20 protein-coding genes and 1 riboswitch are annotated in these 19,559 nt (G+C 40.8%); of the genes, 7 read left to right on the plus strand and 13 right to left on the minus strand.

The genetic code is table 11. The features are described from left to right. Positions 1-44: 44 nt before the first annotated feature. The 8 genes from DAHG_RS08925 to DAHG_RS08960 all read right to left on the minus strand — a co-directional run bounded on the left by DAHG_RS08925 (position 45) and on the right by DAHG_RS08960 (position 7,936). The gene (locus DAHG_RS08925) at positions 45-863 is read right to left on the minus strand and encodes a MerR family transcriptional regulator (RefSeq protein WP_022938000.1); all 819 of its coding nucleotides are present in this window, start codon (positions 861-863) and stop codon (positions 45-47) included. A 151-nt stretch (positions 864-1,014) separates the two neighbouring features. Continuing rightward, positions 1,015-1,386: a YjdF family protein gene (locus DAHG_RS19235; RefSeq protein WP_022938001.1), complete on the minus strand. Its 372-nt coding sequence runs from the start codon at positions 1,384-1,386 to the stop codon at positions 1,015-1,017. A gap of 189 nt (positions 1,387-1,575) precedes the next feature. After that, positions 1,576-1,962 carry a PTS sugar transporter subunit IIA gene (locus tag DAHG_RS08935; RefSeq protein WP_022938002.1) on the minus strand — a complete coding sequence of 129 codons (387 nt, stop codon included), beginning with the start codon at positions 1,960-1,962 and terminating at the stop codon, positions 1,576-1,578. Positions 1,963-1,974: 12 nt separating this feature from the next. Beyond that, complete coding sequence (locus tag DAHG_RS08940) at positions 1,975-3,081, minus strand: SIS domain-containing protein (protein WP_022938003.1); 1,107 nt, start codon at positions 3,079-3,081, stop codon at positions 1,975-1,977. Positions 3,082-3,103: 22 nt separating this feature from the next. Continuing rightward, the gene (locus DAHG_RS08945; RefSeq protein WP_022938004.1) at positions 3,104-3,925 is read right to left on the minus strand and encodes a PTS system mannose/fructose/sorbose family transporter subunit IID; all 822 of its coding nucleotides are present in this window, start codon (positions 3,923-3,925) and stop codon (positions 3,104-3,106) included. After that, positions 3,918-4,655 carry a PTS mannose/fructose/sorbose/N-acetylgalactosamine transporter subunit IIC gene (locus DAHG_RS08950; protein ID WP_022938005.1) on the minus strand — a complete coding sequence of 246 codons (738 nt, stop codon included), beginning with the start codon at positions 4,653-4,655 and terminating at the stop codon, positions 3,918-3,920. The genes DAHG_RS08945 and DAHG_RS08950 overlap by 8 nt, the downstream gene beginning before the upstream one ends. 19 nt (positions 4,656-4,674) lie before the next feature. Continuing rightward, positions 4,675-5,145 carry a PTS system mannose/fructose/N-acetylgalactosamine-transporter subunit IIB gene (locus tag DAHG_RS08955; protein WP_022938006.1) on the minus strand — a complete coding sequence of 157 codons (471 nt, stop codon included), beginning with the start codon at positions 5,143-5,145 and terminating at the stop codon, positions 4,675-4,677. 61 nt (positions 5,146-5,206) lie between these two features. Continuing rightward, positions 5,207-7,936, minus strand: a complete 2,730-nt coding sequence (locus DAHG_RS08960) for a sigma 54-interacting transcriptional regulator (protein ID WP_235696037.1) — start codon at positions 7,934-7,936, stop codon at positions 5,207-5,209. Positions 7,937-8,320: 384 nt separating this feature from the next. Here DAHG_RS08960 and DAHG_RS08965 point away from each other — a divergent pair, with 384 nt between their 5' ends. After that, positions 8,321-9,070: a 6-phosphogluconolactonase gene (locus DAHG_RS08965; protein ID WP_022938008.1), complete on the plus strand. Its 750-nt coding sequence runs from the start codon at positions 8,321-8,323 to the stop codon at positions 9,068-9,070. A 53-nt stretch (positions 9,071-9,123) separates the two neighbouring features. Here the strand turns inward: DAHG_RS08965 and DAHG_RS08970 are convergent, their stop codons facing one another. Then, a complete protein-coding gene (locus tag DAHG_RS08970) occupies positions 9,124-9,741 on the minus strand; it encodes a flavodoxin family protein (protein WP_022938009.1) in 618 nt (205 codons plus the stop codon). A gap of 82 nt (positions 9,742-9,823) precedes the next feature. Continuing rightward, complete coding sequence (locus DAHG_RS08975) at positions 9,824-10,684, minus strand: aldo/keto reductase (RefSeq protein WP_022938010.1); 861 nt, start codon at positions 10,682-10,684, stop codon at positions 9,824-9,826. A 111-nt stretch (positions 10,685-10,795) separates the two neighbouring features. On the opposite strand from DAHG_RS08975, the gene DAHG_RS08980 reads away from it, so the two are divergent. The 6 genes from DAHG_RS08980 to DAHG_RS19240 all read left to right on the plus strand — a co-directional run bounded on the left by DAHG_RS08980 (position 10,796) and on the right by DAHG_RS19240 (position 14,716). Then, complete coding sequence (locus DAHG_RS08980) at positions 10,796-11,179, plus strand: MerR family transcriptional regulator (RefSeq protein ID WP_235696038.1); 384 nt, start codon at positions 10,796-10,798, stop codon at positions 11,177-11,179. A gap of 98 nt (positions 11,180-11,277) precedes the next feature. Beyond that, positions 11,278-11,688 carry a helix-turn-helix domain-containing protein gene (locus DAHG_RS08985; RefSeq protein WP_022938012.1) on the plus strand — a complete coding sequence of 137 codons (411 nt, stop codon included), beginning with the start codon at positions 11,278-11,280 and terminating at the stop codon, positions 11,686-11,688. Positions 11,689-11,855: 167 nt separating this feature from the next. Then, a complete protein-coding gene (locus tag DAHG_RS08990) occupies positions 11,856-12,386 on the plus strand; it encodes a hypothetical protein (RefSeq protein ID WP_022938013.1) in 531 nt (176 codons plus the stop codon). Positions 12,387-12,394: 8 nt separating this feature from the next. Beyond that, the gene (locus DAHG_RS08995) at positions 12,395-12,604 is read left to right on the plus strand and encodes a helix-turn-helix domain-containing protein (protein ID WP_022938014.1); all 210 of its coding nucleotides are present in this window, start codon (positions 12,395-12,397) and stop codon (positions 12,602-12,604) included. 122 nt (positions 12,605-12,726) lie between these two features. Next, on the plus strand, positions 12,727-13,098 hold the full coding sequence (locus DAHG_RS09005) for a BlaI/MecI/CopY family transcriptional regulator (RefSeq protein WP_205408113.1): 372 nt from the start codon (positions 12,727-12,729) through the stop codon (positions 13,096-13,098). A gap of 1 nt (position 13,099) precedes the next feature. Further along, complete coding sequence (locus tag DAHG_RS19240) at positions 13,100-14,716, plus strand: M56 family metallopeptidase (RefSeq protein WP_034456895.1); 1,617 nt, start codon at positions 13,100-13,102, stop codon at positions 14,714-14,716. 32 nt (positions 14,717-14,748) lie between these two features. On the opposite strand, the gene mgtA is transcribed toward DAHG_RS19240, so the two are convergent. The 3 genes from mgtA to DAHG_RS09025 all read right to left on the minus strand — a co-directional run bounded on the left by mgtA (position 14,749) and on the right by DAHG_RS09025 (position 19,030). Continuing rightward, positions 14,749-17,478 carry a magnesium-translocating P-type ATPase gene (gene mgtA, locus DAHG_RS09015; protein ID WP_022938018.1) on the minus strand — a complete coding sequence of 910 codons (2,730 nt, stop codon included), beginning with the start codon at positions 17,476-17,478 and terminating at the stop codon, positions 14,749-14,751. A 240-nt stretch (positions 17,479-17,718) separates the two neighbouring features. Next, a riboswitch (M-box (ykoK) riboswitch) is annotated at positions 17,719-17,890 on the minus strand. A 17-nt stretch (positions 17,891-17,907) separates the two neighbouring features. Continuing rightward, positions 17,908-18,180: a hypothetical protein gene (locus tag DAHG_RS19245; RefSeq protein ID WP_022938019.1), complete on the minus strand. Its 273-nt coding sequence runs from the start codon at positions 18,178-18,180 to the stop codon at positions 17,908-17,910. Positions 18,181-18,268: 88 nt separating this feature from the next. After that, complete coding sequence (locus tag DAHG_RS09025) at positions 18,269-19,030, minus strand: MBL fold metallo-hydrolase (protein WP_022938020.1); 762 nt, start codon at positions 19,028-19,030, stop codon at positions 18,269-18,271. Between the last annotated feature and the right edge of the window lie 529 nt (positions 19,031-19,559).

Consider the following 19,559-nt stretch of genomic DNA (forward strand, 5'->3'; position numbering starts at 1 on the left):
CACATCCCTAATAGTTCTGTTTTTAATTAATCCCTCAATAATTTTTAACTATAAAAATTCATAATTGCATGGCTGATTGCCAATGCGCTTCCTTTTCCATAACGCTGATCTAATACAGAGAGCATTTCTTTATCCTTAACAAACAGTTCTGCTTGTTTGCACAACAGCGCTTTGACATCAACAGCCTGATAAAGCTGCCGGCAGACAAACTCATATTCACCAATCATTCGCTTAGCTGATAACTCATCGCCGCCCAATCGTTCATGCTCTGCGATACGCTTAAACAGCTCATCTATACGTCGCTGATATGAATTAAGAAGCTGATTATTTTCACTCGGTTTTCCATACCATTCAATCATTTTCTTAAAATTCTGCTGTGCCTTAGACTCTCCTGCATGATTCATATATACTTGCCGATATGCTTCTATACCGCCAAATTGATCAGTAAGTGCCTGTAGCTGTTCTTCTCGCATATCTGTAATTAATTCCTGAAACAATTGTTCAATTTCAAGCTGACTGAATTCCTTAAAACTCATTGTATTTTCTCCTTTCATTACATCATCAATTAAACGAATCAGATTACCAAGCCGATGTTTTTTCATTTGTAATAATCGTTTCTGTTTAATCAATGCTGCTTCTTTATCAAAGGATGGATTTTCTATGATTATCTTAATTTTCTTCAGCGGCAAATCAAATTCTTTAAAAAATAAAATCTGTTGGAGTTTTGCCAGTGCTTCTTCATCATAATAACGATATCCTGATACACTATAAGCTGTCGGCTTCAGCAAATTAATTTTGTCATAATAATGCAGTGTGCGCACACTGATACCGCTGATTTCAGATACTTCTTTTACTGTTTTCATATTATCCCTCCCTTGATATTAACAATTTACACTATGACGCTGTGTCAGTGTCAACAAGAAAATAATATCTTCATACTATAAATCAAAAAGCAGTAAATCTCTAGATATAGAATCTAAGCCTTTACTGCCTCATTTATTTTTCTGTGAGCTTCTATTTCCTGCCTTTTTGTTTTGCCTGCTTCTGTTCTTTTCGCTCTGCTTTGCGCGCATTCAGCAATTCCTGCTGTCTGAGCTTTAACGCCTGCTGTGCTTTCGTGCTGTGTGATGCGTTTTGTAACTCACGGCGGCTTTCTTTTAAACGGCGTTTATAATTCTTTGACCGCTCTTTAACCTTGATACTGACCGCCGGACTGAATGGCAGTTCTCTTAAGCGCGGCAGCAAGGCTAACAGCTCTGTTTCTTTTGGTTCACTACCAAAAGTAATCTTACAAGCTTCAAGCTTATGATCCGCCTGCCGCTCAATAACGCCAACCCAAAAAGGGTCTTCAAAGTAAACCTTAAGACACTGTGATCCTTTGTTCATGATAAATCCTCCTTTAACTATACATGAACAAAGAATGGACGACCTAAGGAGGAAGGTTACTGACAGTTTCCTGCAACTGGACTACCGGCCAGTTCGTGTTTTTATCTTTGTATGATAAGTTTATCGTGTTTCATGATAAACGTCAAGCTCACAGGCTTTACACAAAAAAAGGACCATTGATATGATCCTTTAGTCTCTAAGTATATGATTGATGCAAAGTATCTGACGGCGGGCTTCTTCGACGATTTCATCGATTCGCTGATCATTTAATGCCTCACCGGCAAAAATACATTCCATGACTAAGCCCAGATTAATGCCTGTGATACAAACGATATTATACTCACCGATCAGTCTTGATACGACTTGTGTGACACTGCCGCCGATCACATCAGTAAAAATCAGAACCTTTTCCCCTGCTTCAAACGCATCCAGCAGTGATTTCAAAGCAGCGGTTACATCAAACTGTCCATCTACATAGGCATTAAGCGTATAAATATCCTGATTGCCGCTGAGTACCTTGATTGCGCTGGCATATCCGTCAGCCAAATGTCCATGTGTCGCGATTATATATTTCATTCATTTACCTCTCTAATTCACATGTGTTTCCAGCTGACTGCTGGCGCCATCATTGCGGGCATGAATCGTGCTCAGACCCATATCCATTGCCATCAGATGCGCAATCATCTGAAATGGAATCAGATATTCAAGTACATAAATATACTCTTTATCAAGAAAATCCGCATGCAGTGAGACAGCGTCCAGATCGGGATGATCGTTATGCGCAATCAGCACGCAATTGTTTGAATACTGTCTGCACCATTTCAAAAGCTGACTCAACCGCTGTGATTCTTTTGCTTTAGGCGCGATCAGGAAAATGAGCGAATCCGTCTCGATCTGCGTCGTTCCCTGATGCATAAATTCTTCCATTTCATAAACGACAGGTGCTAACGCCGTGGCTTCCGCAATCTTTAAACTGCCTTCAAGCGCTAAAGCATAGCCTGATCCAAAGCCGATATAACGGGCCACTTTAGAATGAATCAGCATATGTTTATTAGCTTCATACCATTTTTTAGTTTGTATGATGCAGTCCTCACAAGCCGCCGGCAGCTTTTCAAAATCACTGATCCATTGTTCATATTCGCCTTGACTCAGCTTACCATACGCATAAGCGGTTTCTAAGATACAGAGAAAGAAAATGGTCAGCGAAGCGATATGTCCCTTCGTTTCAATATAAGATGCTTCCTCATAGGACATTTTGTCAATTACCACTGTGCTGCGTTTCGCTAATTCAGAATGAATATCATAGGTGGTACAAATGACAGGAATCCCTAATTGCAAAGCAATCTCAGCCATTTTCACTGGTCCCTTTGTAGATCCTGAATGCGCCGGACATAGCATGGCTATTTCATCAGGACGATAAACCCCATTCACATTAAACTGCTCATGTTCTAAAAAGGCAGCTGGATTTGTAACGGTAACTTCGATTGCCAGCAACTCCTCAATCATCGGTTTCAGCATCATGCCGATATAAGTGCCTGAAGCCTGACCGCTGAAGTAAATCTTCTTAATCGGATGCTTCAAAAACAATGCCACAAATTCCCTGCTTAATTGCTTGCGATGCGCAATCAGGGTACGGATCAATTCAGGCTCAGCCATGATGCATTCCATCATCGCGTGTTTATTCTCTTCTTCCATACCTTACAAATCCTTTCCGACTTTAAATAATACCAAAAGCGCCAAGAATAACGCCCACCACAATAACCGTAACCATCAGCATCGGTGCCTTCACATTCTTTTTGCGCATCAGCCACGCGCAGAACAAGGTGAGTGAAAGCGGCAAAAGATTCGGACAGATGCCGTCAAGAATTGCCTGCAGAGAAACCTCCGCCTGATCATAAGTAATAGACAGATTCGTTGACAGGAAGACATACGATGAGGTCAGCGCGCCTAACACCGTCAAACCAACGGTCAAGGCGATATCCGTCACCTTCTGCAGCAAGCCGGACGCCACTACTTTATCAATGAAACTGCTGCCCAGCTTGAAGCCATAATGAATGCCGTACCAGTGACAGACATAATTAGGCACGTTGAAGATTAAGAAATACACAAGGATACCAAATGGATTGCCGGCGATACACATCGCAGCACCGACACTGGCCGCAATTACACGGAAACCGCTCGTAAAGAATAAAGTATCGCCGATTACCGATATCGGGCCCATTAAGCCTGTTTTGATGGCCGTAACCGTATCACCCATCTGATTGCCCGATTCCGCGTTCTGTACCTCCAAGGCAGCGGTAATGCCAACTACCCATGGTTCAATCTGCGGTGTTGTGTTATAAAATTCCACATGGCGCAGCAATGCCTGCTTCATGCCTTCCGGATCATCTTTATAGATCTTCTTAAAAATCGGTGTTAGGGAATAAATATAAAACAAATTATGCATTCGTTCACTGTTGTATGAAAGCTCTACCGGCATACTGCGCCAGAATACTTTATTCAGATCTGATTTGGTTATCTCAAACTTTTTCTCACTCATAGTCGGCTTCTCCTTCCTTCATAAACATACGGTATAAGGCCAGACATAATGTAATGATCGTAATTGCCATCACATCTAAGCCCAGATAGGCAGCCGCCGCAAAACCGACAAAGTATAATGGAATAAAGCGTTTATCCCACATGATATTGATCAGCATCGCAAAGCCGACAGCCGGCAATAAATCAGAGGCCTTGCTTAAACCATTCATGATACCCTCTGGAATCATGTTGATCAGATTAGTAATAGCATCTGTACCCAGCCATACCGCAAGTACCACCAATGAAGTCATAAATAATAATTTAATCAACCCATAACAGATATGAAAGCGATTGATTTTCTCAAACTCACCCTCTGCGGCCCAGCCATCACATTTATGCATGACATAAGAACCAATCGTATTAAAGGTGGTGGAAATGTTGGCGCCCAGAATCGCTACCGGCAGCGCGATCGAAATAGCAACTTCAAATGAATTTCCTGTCGATATCGCAAAGTATGTTCCCAAAATGGCGCCAATTCGTGTTTCACCGGTAATCATACCGGCATAAGGCAGAAAGCCCATCCAGGCAAGTTCCATTGTTCCGCCAATGATTAAGCCCTCAGTGAATCTTCCCATAACTAAACCTGTCAGCGCGCCGACAACGATTGGACGATCCATATAGGAACTGCCCGCAAAGTTATCAGAACACCAGGCTAACGCATAAACTAACCCTAATAATAGTGCTGTTGTCATAAATCCTCCTCATTTTTATTTATAAATATTTTTCAATCGGTACCGGCCGATCATCCGGAGCCACATAAGATTCTACCCGTATCCCTTTGGCTAAAATTTTTCTGAAATTCTCAAAATCCTCCGGTGCAAAGGCTAATGACGGACTAACCATCTTTTTGCCTTCACCGCCCTTCATCAGCGCCGCATTTAAAGCTGTGATGCCTTCTACCGCCTCCGCAATCCGCAGTGCGTCATGAGTAGTTTCCACAAGCAATTCAATCTTGCGCTCCTTGCTTGCCTCACTGTTCAGATATGTGATTGCCTCCGCAACCGGTATGATTTTCAATTTACAGCCATGCGGAGCTGACATTTTCATCAAACTGATTCTCAGTGCATCCTTGGCAACACTGTCATTGGCGACAACGATCTCATTGGCGCCGGTTTTCTGCGGCCAAACCTGTGCGGTCTGAAAGTGCAGCAATCTAAAATCAATGCGAAATAATGTAATCATAAGTTCCTCCCTTTCCGGCAGTCTCTGAAGCTGTGAGCTCAAACAGCCGCATAAGATCTGCCTAAATTCCTAAATCCTTAAAAATATATTCATAAAGATAGAGTATTTCATTTAACGGGATCACCACCCGGTAATGATTTAATAAATCCGTGAAGCTTTCATTAAACATCTTCACAAAACGCTTTTCATCCTTATTCAACAAACCCGCTTCCGCCAGCTTCTTGCCGCTGTCATCCTTCGTAATCAGCCGTTCCACCAGACAGCTGATATGAATATACATACCAACCATCGTTTTATTCGGCAGCATGATCCCCATCAAATTCTGCAGCTGTGACAAAGCCGCTTCAATATAAGTAATCAGCTTATCGGGATTGAGGATTGTCAAATAATTCATCACATTCTCAAGTGTAAAATTCTTCACTAAATTCTTATTGAATTGTTCCGCCTCCGCTTCACTGAAATAACGAGTCAGCATTAAGGAGATACGGTCAATATCCTTAAAAGCAATCACATCCTCCAGCGATACATAAGCAACCTTAGTCAAAGGCAGCTGAATCGTACCGGCAACGAAGATCACATCAAACTGAACAAAAACCTCATCATCATCTAAATTTTTTGACAGGCGGTAGTAATCATAAGTAAAGATACTGATATCCACCGGTCTTGGCAGGCTGTTTTTAAATAGCTGCACAACTCTCTCAGCCGCTGTTTCACCCGTTTCAGAAGTAAAGATTATCGCTTTTTTCCGTTTCACATTACTGATAATCTTGGTATCTAAATAGGTTTCCTTGGTAATGCTTGAAAAAATCTCATTCATTTCAAGTCCCTGCTTTACCTTATAAGCGATATTGACGGCAATTTTAGTAGAAACATTGTTGATGACGCCGATCCGCATATTCGCGATATCACTGATCTGATTGCCGATATCTTCTAAAGACCCCATATCCACCATTAATATCAAATCTTTATTCTGATTGCGGCGGCGGATATATTTTCTTAAGGTGCAGATTAATTCATCCACCGATGTATTCAGCGGCATATCAATCGCGTCCATCACATGTGAGCCAACCAGCTTATTTGCTGCATCAGCAATCGAGGAAGCAGTGGAATATCCATGCGCGAGAACCATACAGTTATATAGATAACGATTCATTTCACGGTTATAAAACTGAATATTCAAGATCAGAAAAGCGAGATTCATCATATTTAATTCAATATCGAGCGTTTGCCTGATTTTAAGCTGCACATCAACAGCCACACTTGCCTCCGCGGCATAATTTTGCTTCAGACAATTTAAGAGATGCTGAATGCTTTCCTTATTTTTTAGTTCCCATGCCTTAATGCTTGATACCATCTGCATCATATTGTAAATGATTCTGGCAATGACAAAGGCACAGTTGGCGGGAATATAAATATCATATTGATCCAGCATATTCTCAAAGATATTCACAATTAATTTTTCATAAGCGGAAACTCTGGGATTGGTATATTTTCTTTCAAATACAATGTAGTCATAATACTGATTCATGCCTTCAAAGCATTTCTCACTGAATTGCTTATCACTCAGATTCCCCTTTTCATACTCATGAAATAATTCAAGCATATAATCAAAGTAACTCAGCAGCTTCCCGCTGATGCTGTGATTGATCGTCTGATCGACGCAGATCAGATTTTCTTCCTCACTCACTGGCAGAACGGTACTGATAGCTGATACCGGTAAATGATACAAATAAATTTCCAGTTTCTTCATAGCTTGATCACTGGCTAGATAGGCATTCGCACAGCTGGTCTTAATGCAGCCGATCAATTCCTCAATGTTATTCTTATAATGTCCCTCAATTAAAGCCGCAAATGCTTTGCTTGAGATATAAATCTGCTTGCGGAGATTCTCCTCCTCTTCTTTTAGAAAGTGAATCACAAACGCTTCCTTATCCTCAAGCGGCCGTTCTTCCAATGACGGTATCTGACATAAAATTGGTACGTTATGAAGAAACAGACTGTCAATATTTTCTTTTGGATCGACACAGCTTGTCATGACTAAGCGTGTCGCCGAATGAAAGGTGCCATAGTTTTCAACCGTATAGTCTCCGCTTTTCATATAACTCATCAGCTGCCGGTAACATTTATCCGACAATGTTTCCGCATGATCAATCACCAAAATACCATTCTTCGCTTTAGCCAGCAGTCCTTCCTGAAGCAGTTTCTTATCGCCCTGAATACGAATCGAGCCAAAGATTTTTTTATAATCATCAAGATTGCTGTCAGCTTCATGAAGAAACATCAGCTTCGCGTCATCCGGAATGATTCTTTCTTCTAAGGCATACTGATAAATCAAATGACTCAGATAAGTCTTGCCGACACCATGCTCACCGTAAAGGAGAATCGGCAGTCCATTCGGCGGATATTTGATGGCAGACTGACACTGCATGATGCAGTAAGCCAGTGATGTATCATGGCCAATCGCCTGCAGGAAGCTTTTCTGCGCAAGCAGTCCCTTTTCAACAAGCTGAATCAATTCATTCACATCATAGAATTCATTGCTTTTTAAATCGATGCGAAAACTTTTCTCGACGGTTTTCTTATCCAGAAAATAAACCGGCCGTGTTGATATCTTAATGAATGTGCCGTCTTTAAAATATTCATTGAGATATTGTGAAGCTAAAGATCTTGATATATTCAGACGTTCCCCCAGTGTTGCTGAATCACTGTTCAGCTTTTGTGAACTGCAGAATTCTAAGGTACATTGAAGTATCAAATCATAAATTTCACTCTTTGTTGCTTTATCCATCATAGATCCTTTCTTAAAGACAGCCCTTCATCTGCCTTTATCATAAACAAATGACTTCCCCTGTGTGGCATGTGTTGACGGTTTCAGCACAGTGCCGCTTAATTTCATCATAGACTGAGGTTTAATTTAATTTTACTTTAAATAGATGTGCTGTTGTCGACACTAATCTGCAGTTAGCTTGGAAGATTTTGGCAGCATCACAGAAAAAAAAAGCATTTATGACAAAAATTTCAGGTTGTGTTGAGAAATAATACAATCTGAAGAATTAGGTTTAGTCTTTAAATAATAGTGATGATTTTACCAATGATTGTGTTTAACTTGCTGACAGTGACGCTAAATAAAGTATGGATGCGTTAGAGTGAAGTTATTAATAAAGGGAGGTTCATTATGCGTTTTATAGTTACCAAAGATTATCAGGAATTGAGTCAGGTGATGGCTCAGCTGATGCTGAAGCACATGCACAGCACAAAAAAAAGGGTGAACATTGCGATCACCACTGGCGAAACACCGGTTGAGGGTTATAAGCTGCTTGCCGCGCAGACAAGAGATAAGGCTTATTTTAATCATGTGCATTATTATATTTTTGATGAATTCTGGTATAAGAATGATCCGGTGGGAATCTGCCGTGCCAGTCTGGACCGCAAATATTTCAATCTGGCAAATGTTGCGGATGACCATATTCACAATCTGACTGAAGTGAACAAAGATCGGGTTGACGATGAAATCAAACAGGACGGCGGACTTGATTTGGTGCTGATGGGAATTGGCACAAATGGTCATTTCTGCGGCAATCAGCCGGAGACATTTAAAAGCTGGGATGAGGGTGTACATACGATTGATGCCCATGCGACCAAGGTGATTGAGGATCTGATGGTTCAGCTGCTTCATGAGGACCTGAATTCTGATGATGAGACAAGAATTCCCGAGCATTATATTACAATGGGGCCAAAAACGATCATGGCCGCAAACAGCATCGTCTTCATCCTGTCTGGCAAAGCAAAGGCAGAGACAGCGCGAAAGGCATTCTTTGAACCGATCACTCAAGATTTTCCGGTTTCAATTTTTCAGCTGCATCAGGATGTAACCGTGATTCTTGATCAAGAAGCGGCCAGTGAGATCATCGACAAAATCAAATAAGCATACAAAAAGGCATACACCCGTATACCTTTTTTTCTTATTCATTTTGAAAACTATCTGATGAAGTGAGTATGCACAGCCGCTTCCTTAACCGGCAGGCCATAAGCCGCTTTACCCAACTCAATGCTCTTCATTAAAAACGCCATATTTCTTGCTAACGTGCGCATTGTCTGAAGACCCTCGCCATCCTGCAGCGCTTCATTGGCACTTCTGCCATGAACACTGTTCCAATATTGACTGGAAGCAACCGGCATGCCGGAAATAGTAAAATACTTATTCAATTCATCAAAGGTTGAGGATAAACCGCCCCGTCTCGCCACAACGACACTGGCGCCTGTCTTCATCGTTTTATCAAAGCTCGTACTGTAAAATAAACGATCCAAAAAGGCAATCAGCGTCGCGTTTGCTGATGCATAATAGACCGGGCTGCCGATCACCAGGCCATCGCATTCCGCAAATTTTAAAGCTGCTTCATTGACGCTATCATCAAATACACATCTTCCTAATTCATGACACCGTCCGCAGGCGATGCAGCCGCGGATTGCCTGGCTGCCAATCTGCAGGATTTCTGTCTCAATTGATTCATCACTGAAAATCTTTGCCATTTCATTCAGCGCGATTGAAGTATTTCCTGCCGGATGCGGACTGCCGTTAATCATTAATACCTTCATAGTGATCCTCCTTTTTTCTTAATCTTAAACCTTTTCACAAAACGGTACAATAGTTCAACCATTAATGATGCTCATCAGCTTTTTATATTTTATTCTTACGATCCTGAATCATTTTCACAAACATATCAACTGTTTCTGGTGTTTGATGGTCAAAAAACAAACTGGTACCTGTATCTAATTGCGCAATTTTACACATTTCCTCTTCTGAAAGCTGAAAATCAAAAATATCTATATTTTCTTTCATTCGCTCAATATGTATCGATTTAGCTAATGCTACCACATTTCGCTGCATAAGCCATCTTAAAATAACCTGTGCTACTGACTTACCATGGGTATCTGCGATTGCTTTTAATACCGGATTCGCAAACATATTGCTTTTACCTTCCCCAAACGGAGCCCATGCTTCGATCTGCACATCTCTTTTCACCATATTCATCTGTGCTTTGATCTGTTGATTAAGCGGATTTGTTTCTACTTGATTCACATGTGGCTGGATACGGTTAAACGCAGCAATATCCGCTAAGCGATCAGGCGGGAAATTGCTGACACCAATAGCTCTGATTCTACCTGCCTCATATAATTCCTCTAATGCACGATAGGAACCATAAGTATCATTAAAAGGCTGATGCAATAAGACTAAATCAATCACGTCCGTCTTAAGCTTTTCCATCGACAAATAAATTGAATGTTTTGTCTTATCGTAGCCATAGTTATCGATCCACACCTTCGTTGTGATAAAAAATTCATTTCTTGGTATTCCACACTTACTAATGGCATTCCCAACCTCTTCCTCATTAAAATAAGATTGTGCAGTATCAAAATGGCGATAACCTGCTTGTATTGCATCTAATACACATTGTTCACAATCCTCTTTTGCTATTTGAAAAACACCAAAACCCAACTTGGGCATTTTAACACCGTTACTTAAGTATACATATTCCATAAATATTTCCTCCTTGACAGTTGCTTTATTTCAGCTACAATTGGATTATACATGTCGGTAGTAACTACCGGTCAATACTTATTTAAAAAAAGGAGAAACAAAATGTTCAACATGAAAGAAGCTTGTCTAAAAACAGGCCTTACTTATGAAACGCTGAAATTTTACTGTAATGAAGGCCTTGTTCCCAATGTGAAAAGAGATAATCATAATTATAGAGTATTTGATGAAAGAGATATTGAGTGGATAAGAAGCCTATCATGCTTAAAAAACTGTGGAATGGGAATTAAAGAAATGCAGCATTATGTCACTCTTTGCTTAATGGGAAGCTCATCAATTCCAACCCGTAAAATGATTTTAGCCGATAAAAAACAGGCATTGCTTGCACAGTTAAATCAAATCAATGAAAGTATTGCCTATATAGATGCTAAACAGCAATATTATGATGATGTTTTGAGTAATAAAATTGAATATACCAGTAATCTGATTAATCAGTAAACTGCAGGTAAACCAAAAAATCTGAAAGGTAAACTGATGGTCGGTTGAGCCGCTGAGCGCATCTGTTACAATGAGCTTATGTTAAAGGAGAAAACAAAATGAAAAAACAAACACTAGGTGAAATGATCGCATCACTGCGTAAGGAACAGGGAATGACGCAGGCAGTGCTCGCAGATAAAATGAATGTGACTGATAAGGCAGTATCAAAATGGGAACGCGATCTGTCATGTCCGGATATTAATTCAATGCCTAAATTAGCAGAAATTTTAAATGTCACTGTTGATGAGTTAATGCAGGGAAAAGCATGTCCTAAAAACGAATCCATCATGAATCGTATCAATGAAGTGATACAGACAGTTCTCAAAGCAATCGTCGTGGCTATGGGTACAGCAGTCTTAGTTTTATCGATTCTTGACAAGCTTGATTTGCACACCGGCTTCACATTACTGGGCATCGGTATGCTTTGTATTGGCATTGTCCTGCTTCAGGATCGTCAGCATCTTTCATGAAATCGCAGCTGTATGAAGAACACACTGTTATCCAGCCAGCGTAAATTATTCACCAAGCATAAATAATTAATCGTAAAACAGATATTATTTAATGTTTATCATTAAATTTTATTTGACTATCGTAACTATGAGTGATATACTTCAAGTATCAACAGGAGGTATTCTTCATGCAGACTTTAGAGGATAAGTTAAAAAAGAGAAGTGGTATCATCGCAGCTGTGTCATTAGTTATCGGTGCGTTTTTACTTTTGGATTTTATTGTTTCATTGATTGCCCTCTTATGGCTATTAATCAGTTCGCCTGAAAGCAGTCAGTTCTATCAGTTTTTATTGATTGCACTTCATGCGAATTCAAAAGGTGTTTTATGTGCTGAAATTGGCATCGACATGGTATCAGCCTTGATGCTGATGCTGATCATACGCCATGCTTATTTATTTTTCAAATCAACTAAAAACGATGCCCGTCCCTTTAAGGCTGACAATATTATTAAGTTAAAGAAAGCAGGTATCGGAATGATCGTCTATGCCTTTGTAGAGGTTATCGCACGTAAAGGCTTCTATGCTTCCTTTGCAGACTCTGCCCCTGCTTCACAAGTCCCTGACCCGGCTTTTATTATCGCTGCCCTGCTGCTTTTTGCAATCGCTTTAATATTTGAATACGGTGCTTTGCTTCAGCAGTTATCTGATGAGACATTGTAAGTGATATTATGGCTATCATATTAAGATTGGACAGGGTTATGGCAGATCGCAAAATTTCATTAAATGAATTATCGGAAAAAGTCGGGGTAACCAATGTCAATTTATCCAAGATCAAAACCGGTAAGATCAGCGCGATCCGCTTTTCTACATTAGAAGCTATCTGTGAGGTGCTGGATTGTCAGCCGGGCGATCTGCTTGAATATAAGAAAGATGAGTGAATTATGTCAGCGGCAGTGATGCTGCTGATATTTTTATCTTATTTTCTACATTTGTCTTAAATATGCTTGACACTTATATAAGACAGTTGTAGAATATGGTTAAAGGAGCTGATAGCATGACAATGATGAAGAAATTACCGGATGCGGAGTTTGAAGTTATGAAGGTTGTATGGGCCAATGAACCGCCGATTACCACAAATATAATTATGGAACAGATCGGATATGAGAAGGGGTGGAAGGCACAGACAGTAAATTCATTGATGCTTCGTTTAGTTGAACGCGACTTCTTAAGTACCGATAAGAAAGGTAAAGAACGTATCTATTATCCTTTGATTAATAAAGAAGACTATCTTAAATTTGAAACCAGTAATTTCATGAGACAATTTCATGATAATTCACTTCTCGATCTTGTGAATACGCTGTATGCGGACCAAGCTCTGACTGATAATGATATCAATGAATTATTAGAATGGGCGAAACAGAGAAAGGACTAATATGCAAAACTTTATATCGCACCTGCTGATGTGTTCATACCTTATGTCAGTGCTGGCGCTTATCTATATTGCCCTCACACCGCTTTTATCAAAACGCTATTCGATTAAGAGCCGCTATTATGCATGGCTGATTATTATCCTCGGGTTTATCATTCCCTTTCGTCCCCGTTTCCGCAATGCCCTGGTAAAGATTGATTTACCAAAGAACATTGCGCTCATACCAAGCGCTGACCAGCTGCCTGCCGCCGCACCGACGCTCATCAGCAACGCTCAGTCACCCTCGGTAAGTATACCATGGAATACGCTTATTACAGCTGGCTGGCTGTTGGGAATGCTTTTATTTCTGATTTATCATATAATCAAGCATTATCGTTTTTTAAAGCTGGCATCACGCTGGAGTGAACCGACATCTGATGAAAATATGCTAACAATCATGCAGATACTTAAAACACAGATGGGAATTAATAAAGATATCAGCCTGCAAACCTGTGAATGTATCGGTTCGCCGATGCTGATCGGCATCATTCATCCCAAAATCTTAATGCCGGCGGTGCAGTTCACACAAGATGAATACTTCTTAATTCTAAAGCATGAATTAATTCATTATCGTCAGAAAGACCTTTGGTACAAATATCTGGTACTGCTCGCTGCCGCCATCCATTGGTTCAATCCGATCATGATTATCATAACAAGAGTTATCGACATTCAGTGTGAATTAGCTTGTGATGAACAAGTCGTTTTGCATACTGATTCTGAAACGCGACAATCTTATAGTAAAACGATTCTTGGTGTTGTCAGATTTAATTCAAAATTAAAAACAGCTTTATCAACTAATTTTTATGGAGGTAAAAAAGACATGAAAAAAAGAATCAAAGCAATTATGGATACAAAACAGAAAAAAACGGGAATTGCCGTTCTCAGTGCTGTCATGGCATTTACTTTAGGCAGCGGCATCATCATAGCAGCAAATGAAAAGAATACTTCACCGGAAATCATTCGAGAGCACATTGTTCCTTCATCTAATATCAACGTGGCCTTCATGCCTGATCCTGAACTCTATGCCGCTTACTCAGCCTTTGGTATCACGATTTCTGAAGATGGCACTAAGCTGCTTTATAACGGTGAACCAATCCGTTCATTTATCGATCAGCAGGCGGTATCCGATGCCTTCTATTGGGATGAAAACGGTCATGAGAATTTATCGGCAGTCAGAAACAGCGGCGGTGAGATTATCGGCATTGAAACCATCACCGCTCAGGATGCCAAGGCATACTATGATGCCTTTTTCAAAGAGGAGCTAAACAGTACGCATTTTAATGAAAATTATACGGCTGACACTAAGTTTGATCAATACAAGACTCTAGGGATTGAATACTCAGATGGAGTATTATATTATCAGGGTACAAGGGTTAAAACCTTTATTGATGAACTTGGCGATAACCTATATGAGAGTTTTTGGAATGATCCTGCTGGAACGATCAATCTCAGCGTAATTCGTAATGAGCTGAATCAAATAACTGACATTAAAAAAATAAGTGATGATGCAGCTAATGAGTATCAGCTGAAATTCGATGCGTATGAGCAGCAGCTGATTGAAAGAATCGAAAATAAATATTAAAACAACATCGGGCCCAAGACCCGATGTTTTACTTATAATAATTCCCCATATCGGCGGATATAGAAAACCTTCACAACTGTAGTAATAACCAGATAACCAGCTACGATCAGCAGCAGCCAGCCATAATACATCAAAGGCATGCTGACTAAACCCAAGGCCTTGCCGATTTGGGTGGATGGCAGCAGCGTCAGCAGGAAGATGCCTGCTAATGACAGCAAAGTAACCGGCTTAGAAGCTCTTGTCTGTATAAAAGGCAGCTTGGCTGAGCGCAGTGTATGCAGTACAAGCGTCTGTGTCCACATGGATTCAATAAACCAACCGGTTTGAAAAACAGAAATAAACAAGGTGATGCTGCTTTGATCAGTAAGCGTATGATAGCCGCCTTTCACTGCCATTGGGGCAATTACAAAATAAAGCAGAAGATAGGTGCAGATATCAAATACTGAACTGATAGGGCCCATCCAAAGCATAAATTTGCTGATGCTCTCAGCAGCCCATGGTCTTGGCTGACGCAGAAATTCTGAATCAACATTATCAGATGGAATTGCCGCGCAGGAGAGATCATATACAAGTGAAAGCAGGATCAGCTGTATCGAGGTCATCGGTAAGAAAGGCAGAAATGCACTGGCGCAGAGCACTGAAAACATATTGCCAAAGCTTGAGCTGGCCGTCATCTTAATGTATTTAATTGTATTCGCATAGGTGCGGCGTCCCTCAAGAATACCTTCCTTCAAAACCATTAAATCCTTTTCAAGCAAAATGACATCAGCCGTTTCCTTCGCGATATCCACTGCTGTATCTACTGAAATGCCGACATCTGCTTGACGCATTGCCATGGCGTCATTAATGCCGTCACCCATATACCCCACGGTATGGCCATTCGCCTTTAGCTGTGCGACAATCCGCGCTTTTTGATCCGGTGACAGCTTTGCGAAAACCCTGCATTCCTCAACTAGCACTTTCAATTCATCATCACTCATCGCTTCAATTTCAAAACCCAATACAATATGCCCGGTATCGATTCCCACCTGTTCACAGACACTGCAGGTAACTCGATCACTGTCACCGGTTAGAACCTTTACCTCAGTACCATATTCGTGCAGACTGGCTATCGCGCTCTTTGCACTGCCTTTTGGCGGATCAAGAAAAGCGAGATAACCGATCAAGATCATATCCTTTTCATCTTCTACGCCAAACATACCAGCCTCCCGCGGATTGGTTTTCTGCGCGACAGCCAGTACCCGCAGTCCCTGATCATTAAAATCAGCAACGGTTTTTAAAATCTGAACACGCAGCTCTTCACTCATCATAACCGATTGATGATTAATTTCCACATGGGTACAGATTTTTAAGATTTCCTCTACAGCACCCTTAGTAATCAGCTGTGTCTTGCCATTCCCATCCTTAACAACCACACTCATACGGCGGCGGTTAAAATCATAGGGAATTTCGTCTACCTTTTCATACAGATTGCTTAAAGCCGCAAAAGCTTCATCATGCTCTGCCTCCGCAAAGGTTCTTTCAATGATTGCCACATCAAGCAGATTTTTCAATCCTGTCTGAAAATAGCTGTTTAAAAAGGCATGACGCAGCACTCTTGAATCTTCATTGCCTAAAACATCAAGGTGATATTCAAGGGCAACCTTATCTAACGTCAGGGTACCGGTTTTATCAGTACACAGAATATCCATCGCGCCAAAATTCTGAATAGCGTTTAAATCTTTAATAATCGTCTTTTGCTTCGACATCACTAACGCGCCCTTGGCCAGACATGTTGTTACAATCATCGGCAGCATTTCCGGCGTCATGCCGACAGCAATCGATACCGCAAACATGAAGGCACTCAGCCAATCATGCTTAGTAAAACCATTGATTACAAATACAACAGGTACCATAACCAGCATGAAACGCATCAATATTTTAGTAACCGCATTCATACCCTTTTCAAAGCTGGTGGCATCCTGCGGTTCACTGAAGCTTTCTGCCATACTGCCAAAGAAAGTATCAGAGCCTACAGCGATAACCATACCTAACGCTGAGCCGCTGATTACATTGCTGCCCATAAAAGCAAGGTTCTCACTGTCAGTTACCGATGCCGCCGGCTCACTCAAAGCAATCCCCTGCTTCTCAAGCGGATCACTCTCGCCGCTTAATGAAGCCTGTGAGATAAACAGATCCTTAGCCTGCAGAATTCTTACATCAGCAACGACTAAATCACCAGCCGCCAGCCGCACCAAATCACCGGCAACTACTTCATCCGCGGGAATTTCCTTCGCACTCTGATTTCGATAAACCAAGGTTGTTGTTTCTACCATTTCATTCAGCTTCTCAGCTTCCCGGCTGGATTTAGTCTCCTGAACAAAACGTATTACAGTGCTTAGGGTAATCATCACAAAAATGATAATGATCTTAGAAAAGTCTTGATCCTTAGCACTTACCATCACAACATCAGTAATAGCGGAAATCCCCATCAATGCGATCAGGATTAAGGTAAAAGGTGTAAATAAGCAGCGCAAAAGACGCAGTCCAGCCCAATCAGCCTTCTGCTTCGGCAGCGTATTCGTCCCATATTTTTCACGCATGAGTTCAGCTTGTACCTCATTAAAACCATTCATGCTTTGATTAAATTCCTGCAGCAGCGCTTCTTCACTCAGTAAAGATAACGCTGATAAACGCTGTTTTAATTGAAGTCTTTTTTTATCTGCTTCATTTTTTCTATACTTAATTAAATTATTTTGTGTTAATAACTTCTTGAATGTCATTTTCTTATCCTCCTTTGTTTTAGAAAACGACATAAGCCAAGAAGGTGAACCTGCCCGCGATTAAAGGTCAGAAAGGATCAAGATGCAGGTTTGATCACTTTCTGTCAATAGGATACTCACTCGGGCATGTCCATCATCATGTCCTATGCCACTGCAGCCTGATTCCATTTCTGTCACCCCTTTCCAGACAAATAAAAAAACTCTCTGTGCGATGACAAAGAGTCTTTATGCGAACATAAAAAAGATTGTCTGTCATCCAAGCTTTAGCTTTACAGGGCGTGGTTTGTTGACCATGAAATTGCATTAGACTACGCCTTGAACCGACGCAGTCTGCTAACCAACGCATAGTGTCTCCACTATTTTGCGGCAGCAACCCATATCCCTGTAGTAGCCTCACCTACCACATATTTATTTGTTTTACTAATTCCATTATATGCGCAAAGCACAGAAAGTCAACTCATTCAATTTAAGAATTATATCTCTTTCAAGCTTCATGCAATTAATCATTAACCCCTTTTCCAAAGTGCTGACAATAATCGACGCTGTTTGACCAAGATGTCTGCCGCAATGCGGACACTTAAAGAAAAGTAAATTACACACAACCGCCAAACCTTCCACTAGGATGCCAAGCGGCAGCAAGAAGATATTGACATAATTTAACAAAATCAGAATAAAACCGGTGATACACAAACTATAAATCAAATTTACAGCATCTTTTGGTTCAGCTTATGTACTCCATGATTCGCGGTTCGCTGTACTGCTTATTCATGCTTTTCTAAATTCATTCCTCTTAAATGTGAATACTGAAATGTTCAAAGTCAAACTGTCCGCTTCCCTGCTTCAGCAAGCCCTTTGCTTCAATCATCATAAAGCCCTCATCAATTTCATCGATTAACGATACTGGTATATTCAAAGCATAATGAGCTGGCAATAACCGTTTGACATGTAAAGTTTTCACATGTTGTATTGAAGCCCGGAAAGCGATTGGATCGGTCGTTGGATAAAAAGCATAAAGACAGCCGGCATAGATAAGATCACCGGAAAATAATTGTCCTCTTGCCTCATCAAAATAACAGACATGACCTGGTGAATGGCCGGGAGAGGCCACTACCCGCAAAGTTCTGCCGCCCAGTTTTATTTCATCATCGTCATGCAGAATACGGGTTGGCTCACCTTGAAAAACCGTATAAGCTGATGGATCAAAGGATTTTGGAAAGTCACAGGGATCGCGCAGTAAATTAGCCTTTACCACTGGCAATGGAATCGGAAAATGCCGCAGCCAATCAGCTTCTTTTTCATGAACCGCAATCTGATCAAAAGCGTGATGTGAACCGATATGATCCCAATGCACATGGGTGGTCGCTGTCATTATCGGCAGGGATGTCAGCTGTTTACAAGCTTCGTGAATATTCTCCACACCCAAACCACTGTCAATCAGACAGGCCGATTCATCACCTATTACCAAATAAGAATGCACCTGTTCCCAATGCTTATATTCACTGATGGCATATGTCTGATCATCAATTTTTTCAATAGTAAACCACTCACTCATACTGATTTCCTCCTGCAAACACACGTTCGCACACACGATTACATCACACCTTCATGCAGCTATATATAAAAGTTCATCATTTACCTCATAAATCTCTTACCCTATCCAACTATCTTAGGCCAAAATCATCGCCGTGAGTTGCATACCGCCTCATTCTCCTCAATATAATCCAACAGGACAAACAGTCATCCTTTAGAGCTAAGAAAAATCATTCTGTTTAAATAACCAAACGCCCCGCGCACTCATATTATGAGAAGGATAATCAAAGCAATCTTATCAAATGGCGGCTGTTTCAGCTTTTTTCAAGGCAGCAGGTTATGTATTATTTTATAGGTACCTTTTATTATTTCATAGCTTCCTCATGAAAAGTATATCACTTGCATAGCTGTTATACAAATGCTTCATTTTGTCTAAATTCAGACAAATCAAGAAAGTTGTCGATTTTCTTCATGCCATGACAGTGCTAGTATACATTCATAAAAGCATACCTATCGGCAATTACGTTAATTGCTTGATCATACAGATAACG

The organism is Dielma fastidiosa (genome assembly GCF_000313565.1).
In the GTDB taxonomy this organism is placed as follows: Bacteria; Bacillota_I; Bacilli_A; order Erysipelotrichales; family Erysipelotrichaceae; genus Dielma; species Dielma fastidiosa.

Bases quoted from the DNA above. Each gene is read 5' to 3' on its own strand.
- DAHG_RS08925 (WP_022938000.1), bottom strand. From the start codon at position 863: ATGAAAACAGTAAAAGAAGTATCTGAAATCAGCGGTATCAGTGTGCGC.
- DAHG_RS19235 (WP_022938001.1), bottom strand. From the start codon at position 1,386: ATGAACAAAGGATCACAGTGTCTTAAGGTTTACTTTGAAGACCCTTTT.
- DAHG_RS08935 (WP_022938002.1), bottom strand. From the start codon at position 1,962: ATGAAATATATAATCGCGACACATGGACATTTGGCTGACGGATATGCC.
- DAHG_RS08940 (WP_022938003.1), bottom strand. From the start codon at position 3,081: ATGGAAGAAGAGAATAAACACGCGATGATGGAATGCATCATGGCTGAG.
- DAHG_RS08945 (WP_022938004.1), bottom strand. From the start codon at position 3,925: ATGAGTGAGAAAAAGTTTGAGATAACCAAATCAGATCTGAATAAAGTA.
- DAHG_RS08950 (WP_022938005.1), bottom strand. From the start codon at position 4,655: ATGACAACAGCACTATTATTAGGGTTAGTTTATGCGTTAGCCTGGTGT.
- DAHG_RS08955 (WP_022938006.1), bottom strand. From the start codon at position 5,145: ATGATTACATTATTTCGCATTGATTTTAGATTGCTGCACTTTCAGACC.
- DAHG_RS08960 (WP_235696037.1), bottom strand. From the start codon at position 7,936: ATGATGGATAAAGCAACAAAGAGTGAAATTTATGATTTGATACTTCAA.
- DAHG_RS08965 (WP_022938008.1), top strand. From the start codon at position 8,321: ATGCGTTTTATAGTTACCAAAGATTATCAGGAATTGAGTCAGGTGATG.
- DAHG_RS08970 (WP_022938009.1), bottom strand. From the start codon at position 9,741: ATGAAGGTATTAATGATTAACGGCAGTCCGCATCCGGCAGGAAATACT.
- DAHG_RS08975 (WP_022938010.1), bottom strand. From the start codon at position 10,684: ATGGAATATGTATACTTAAGTAACGGTGTTAAAATGCCCAAGTTGGGT.
- DAHG_RS08980 (WP_235696038.1), top strand. From the start codon at position 10,796: ATGAAAGAAGCTTGTCTAAAAACAGGCCTTACTTATGAAACGCTGAAA.
- DAHG_RS08985 (WP_022938012.1), top strand. From the start codon at position 11,278: ATGAAAAAACAAACACTAGGTGAAATGATCGCATCACTGCGTAAGGAA.
- DAHG_RS08990 (WP_022938013.1), top strand. From the start codon at position 11,856: ATGCAGACTTTAGAGGATAAGTTAAAAAAGAGAAGTGGTATCATCGCA.
- DAHG_RS08995 (WP_022938014.1), top strand. From the start codon at position 12,395: ATGGCTATCATATTAAGATTGGACAGGGTTATGGCAGATCGCAAAATT.
- DAHG_RS09005 (WP_205408113.1), top strand. From the start codon at position 12,727: ATGATGAAGAAATTACCGGATGCGGAGTTTGAAGTTATGAAGGTTGTA.
- DAHG_RS19240 (WP_034456895.1), top strand. From the start codon at position 13,100: ATGCAAAACTTTATATCGCACCTGCTGATGTGTTCATACCTTATGTCA.
- mgtA (WP_022938018.1), bottom strand. From the start codon at position 17,478: ATGACATTCAAGAAGTTATTAACACAAAATAATTTAATTAAGTATAGA.
- DAHG_RS09025 (WP_022938020.1), bottom strand. From the start codon at position 19,030: ATGAGTGAGTGGTTTACTATTGAAAAAATTGATGATCAGACATATGCC.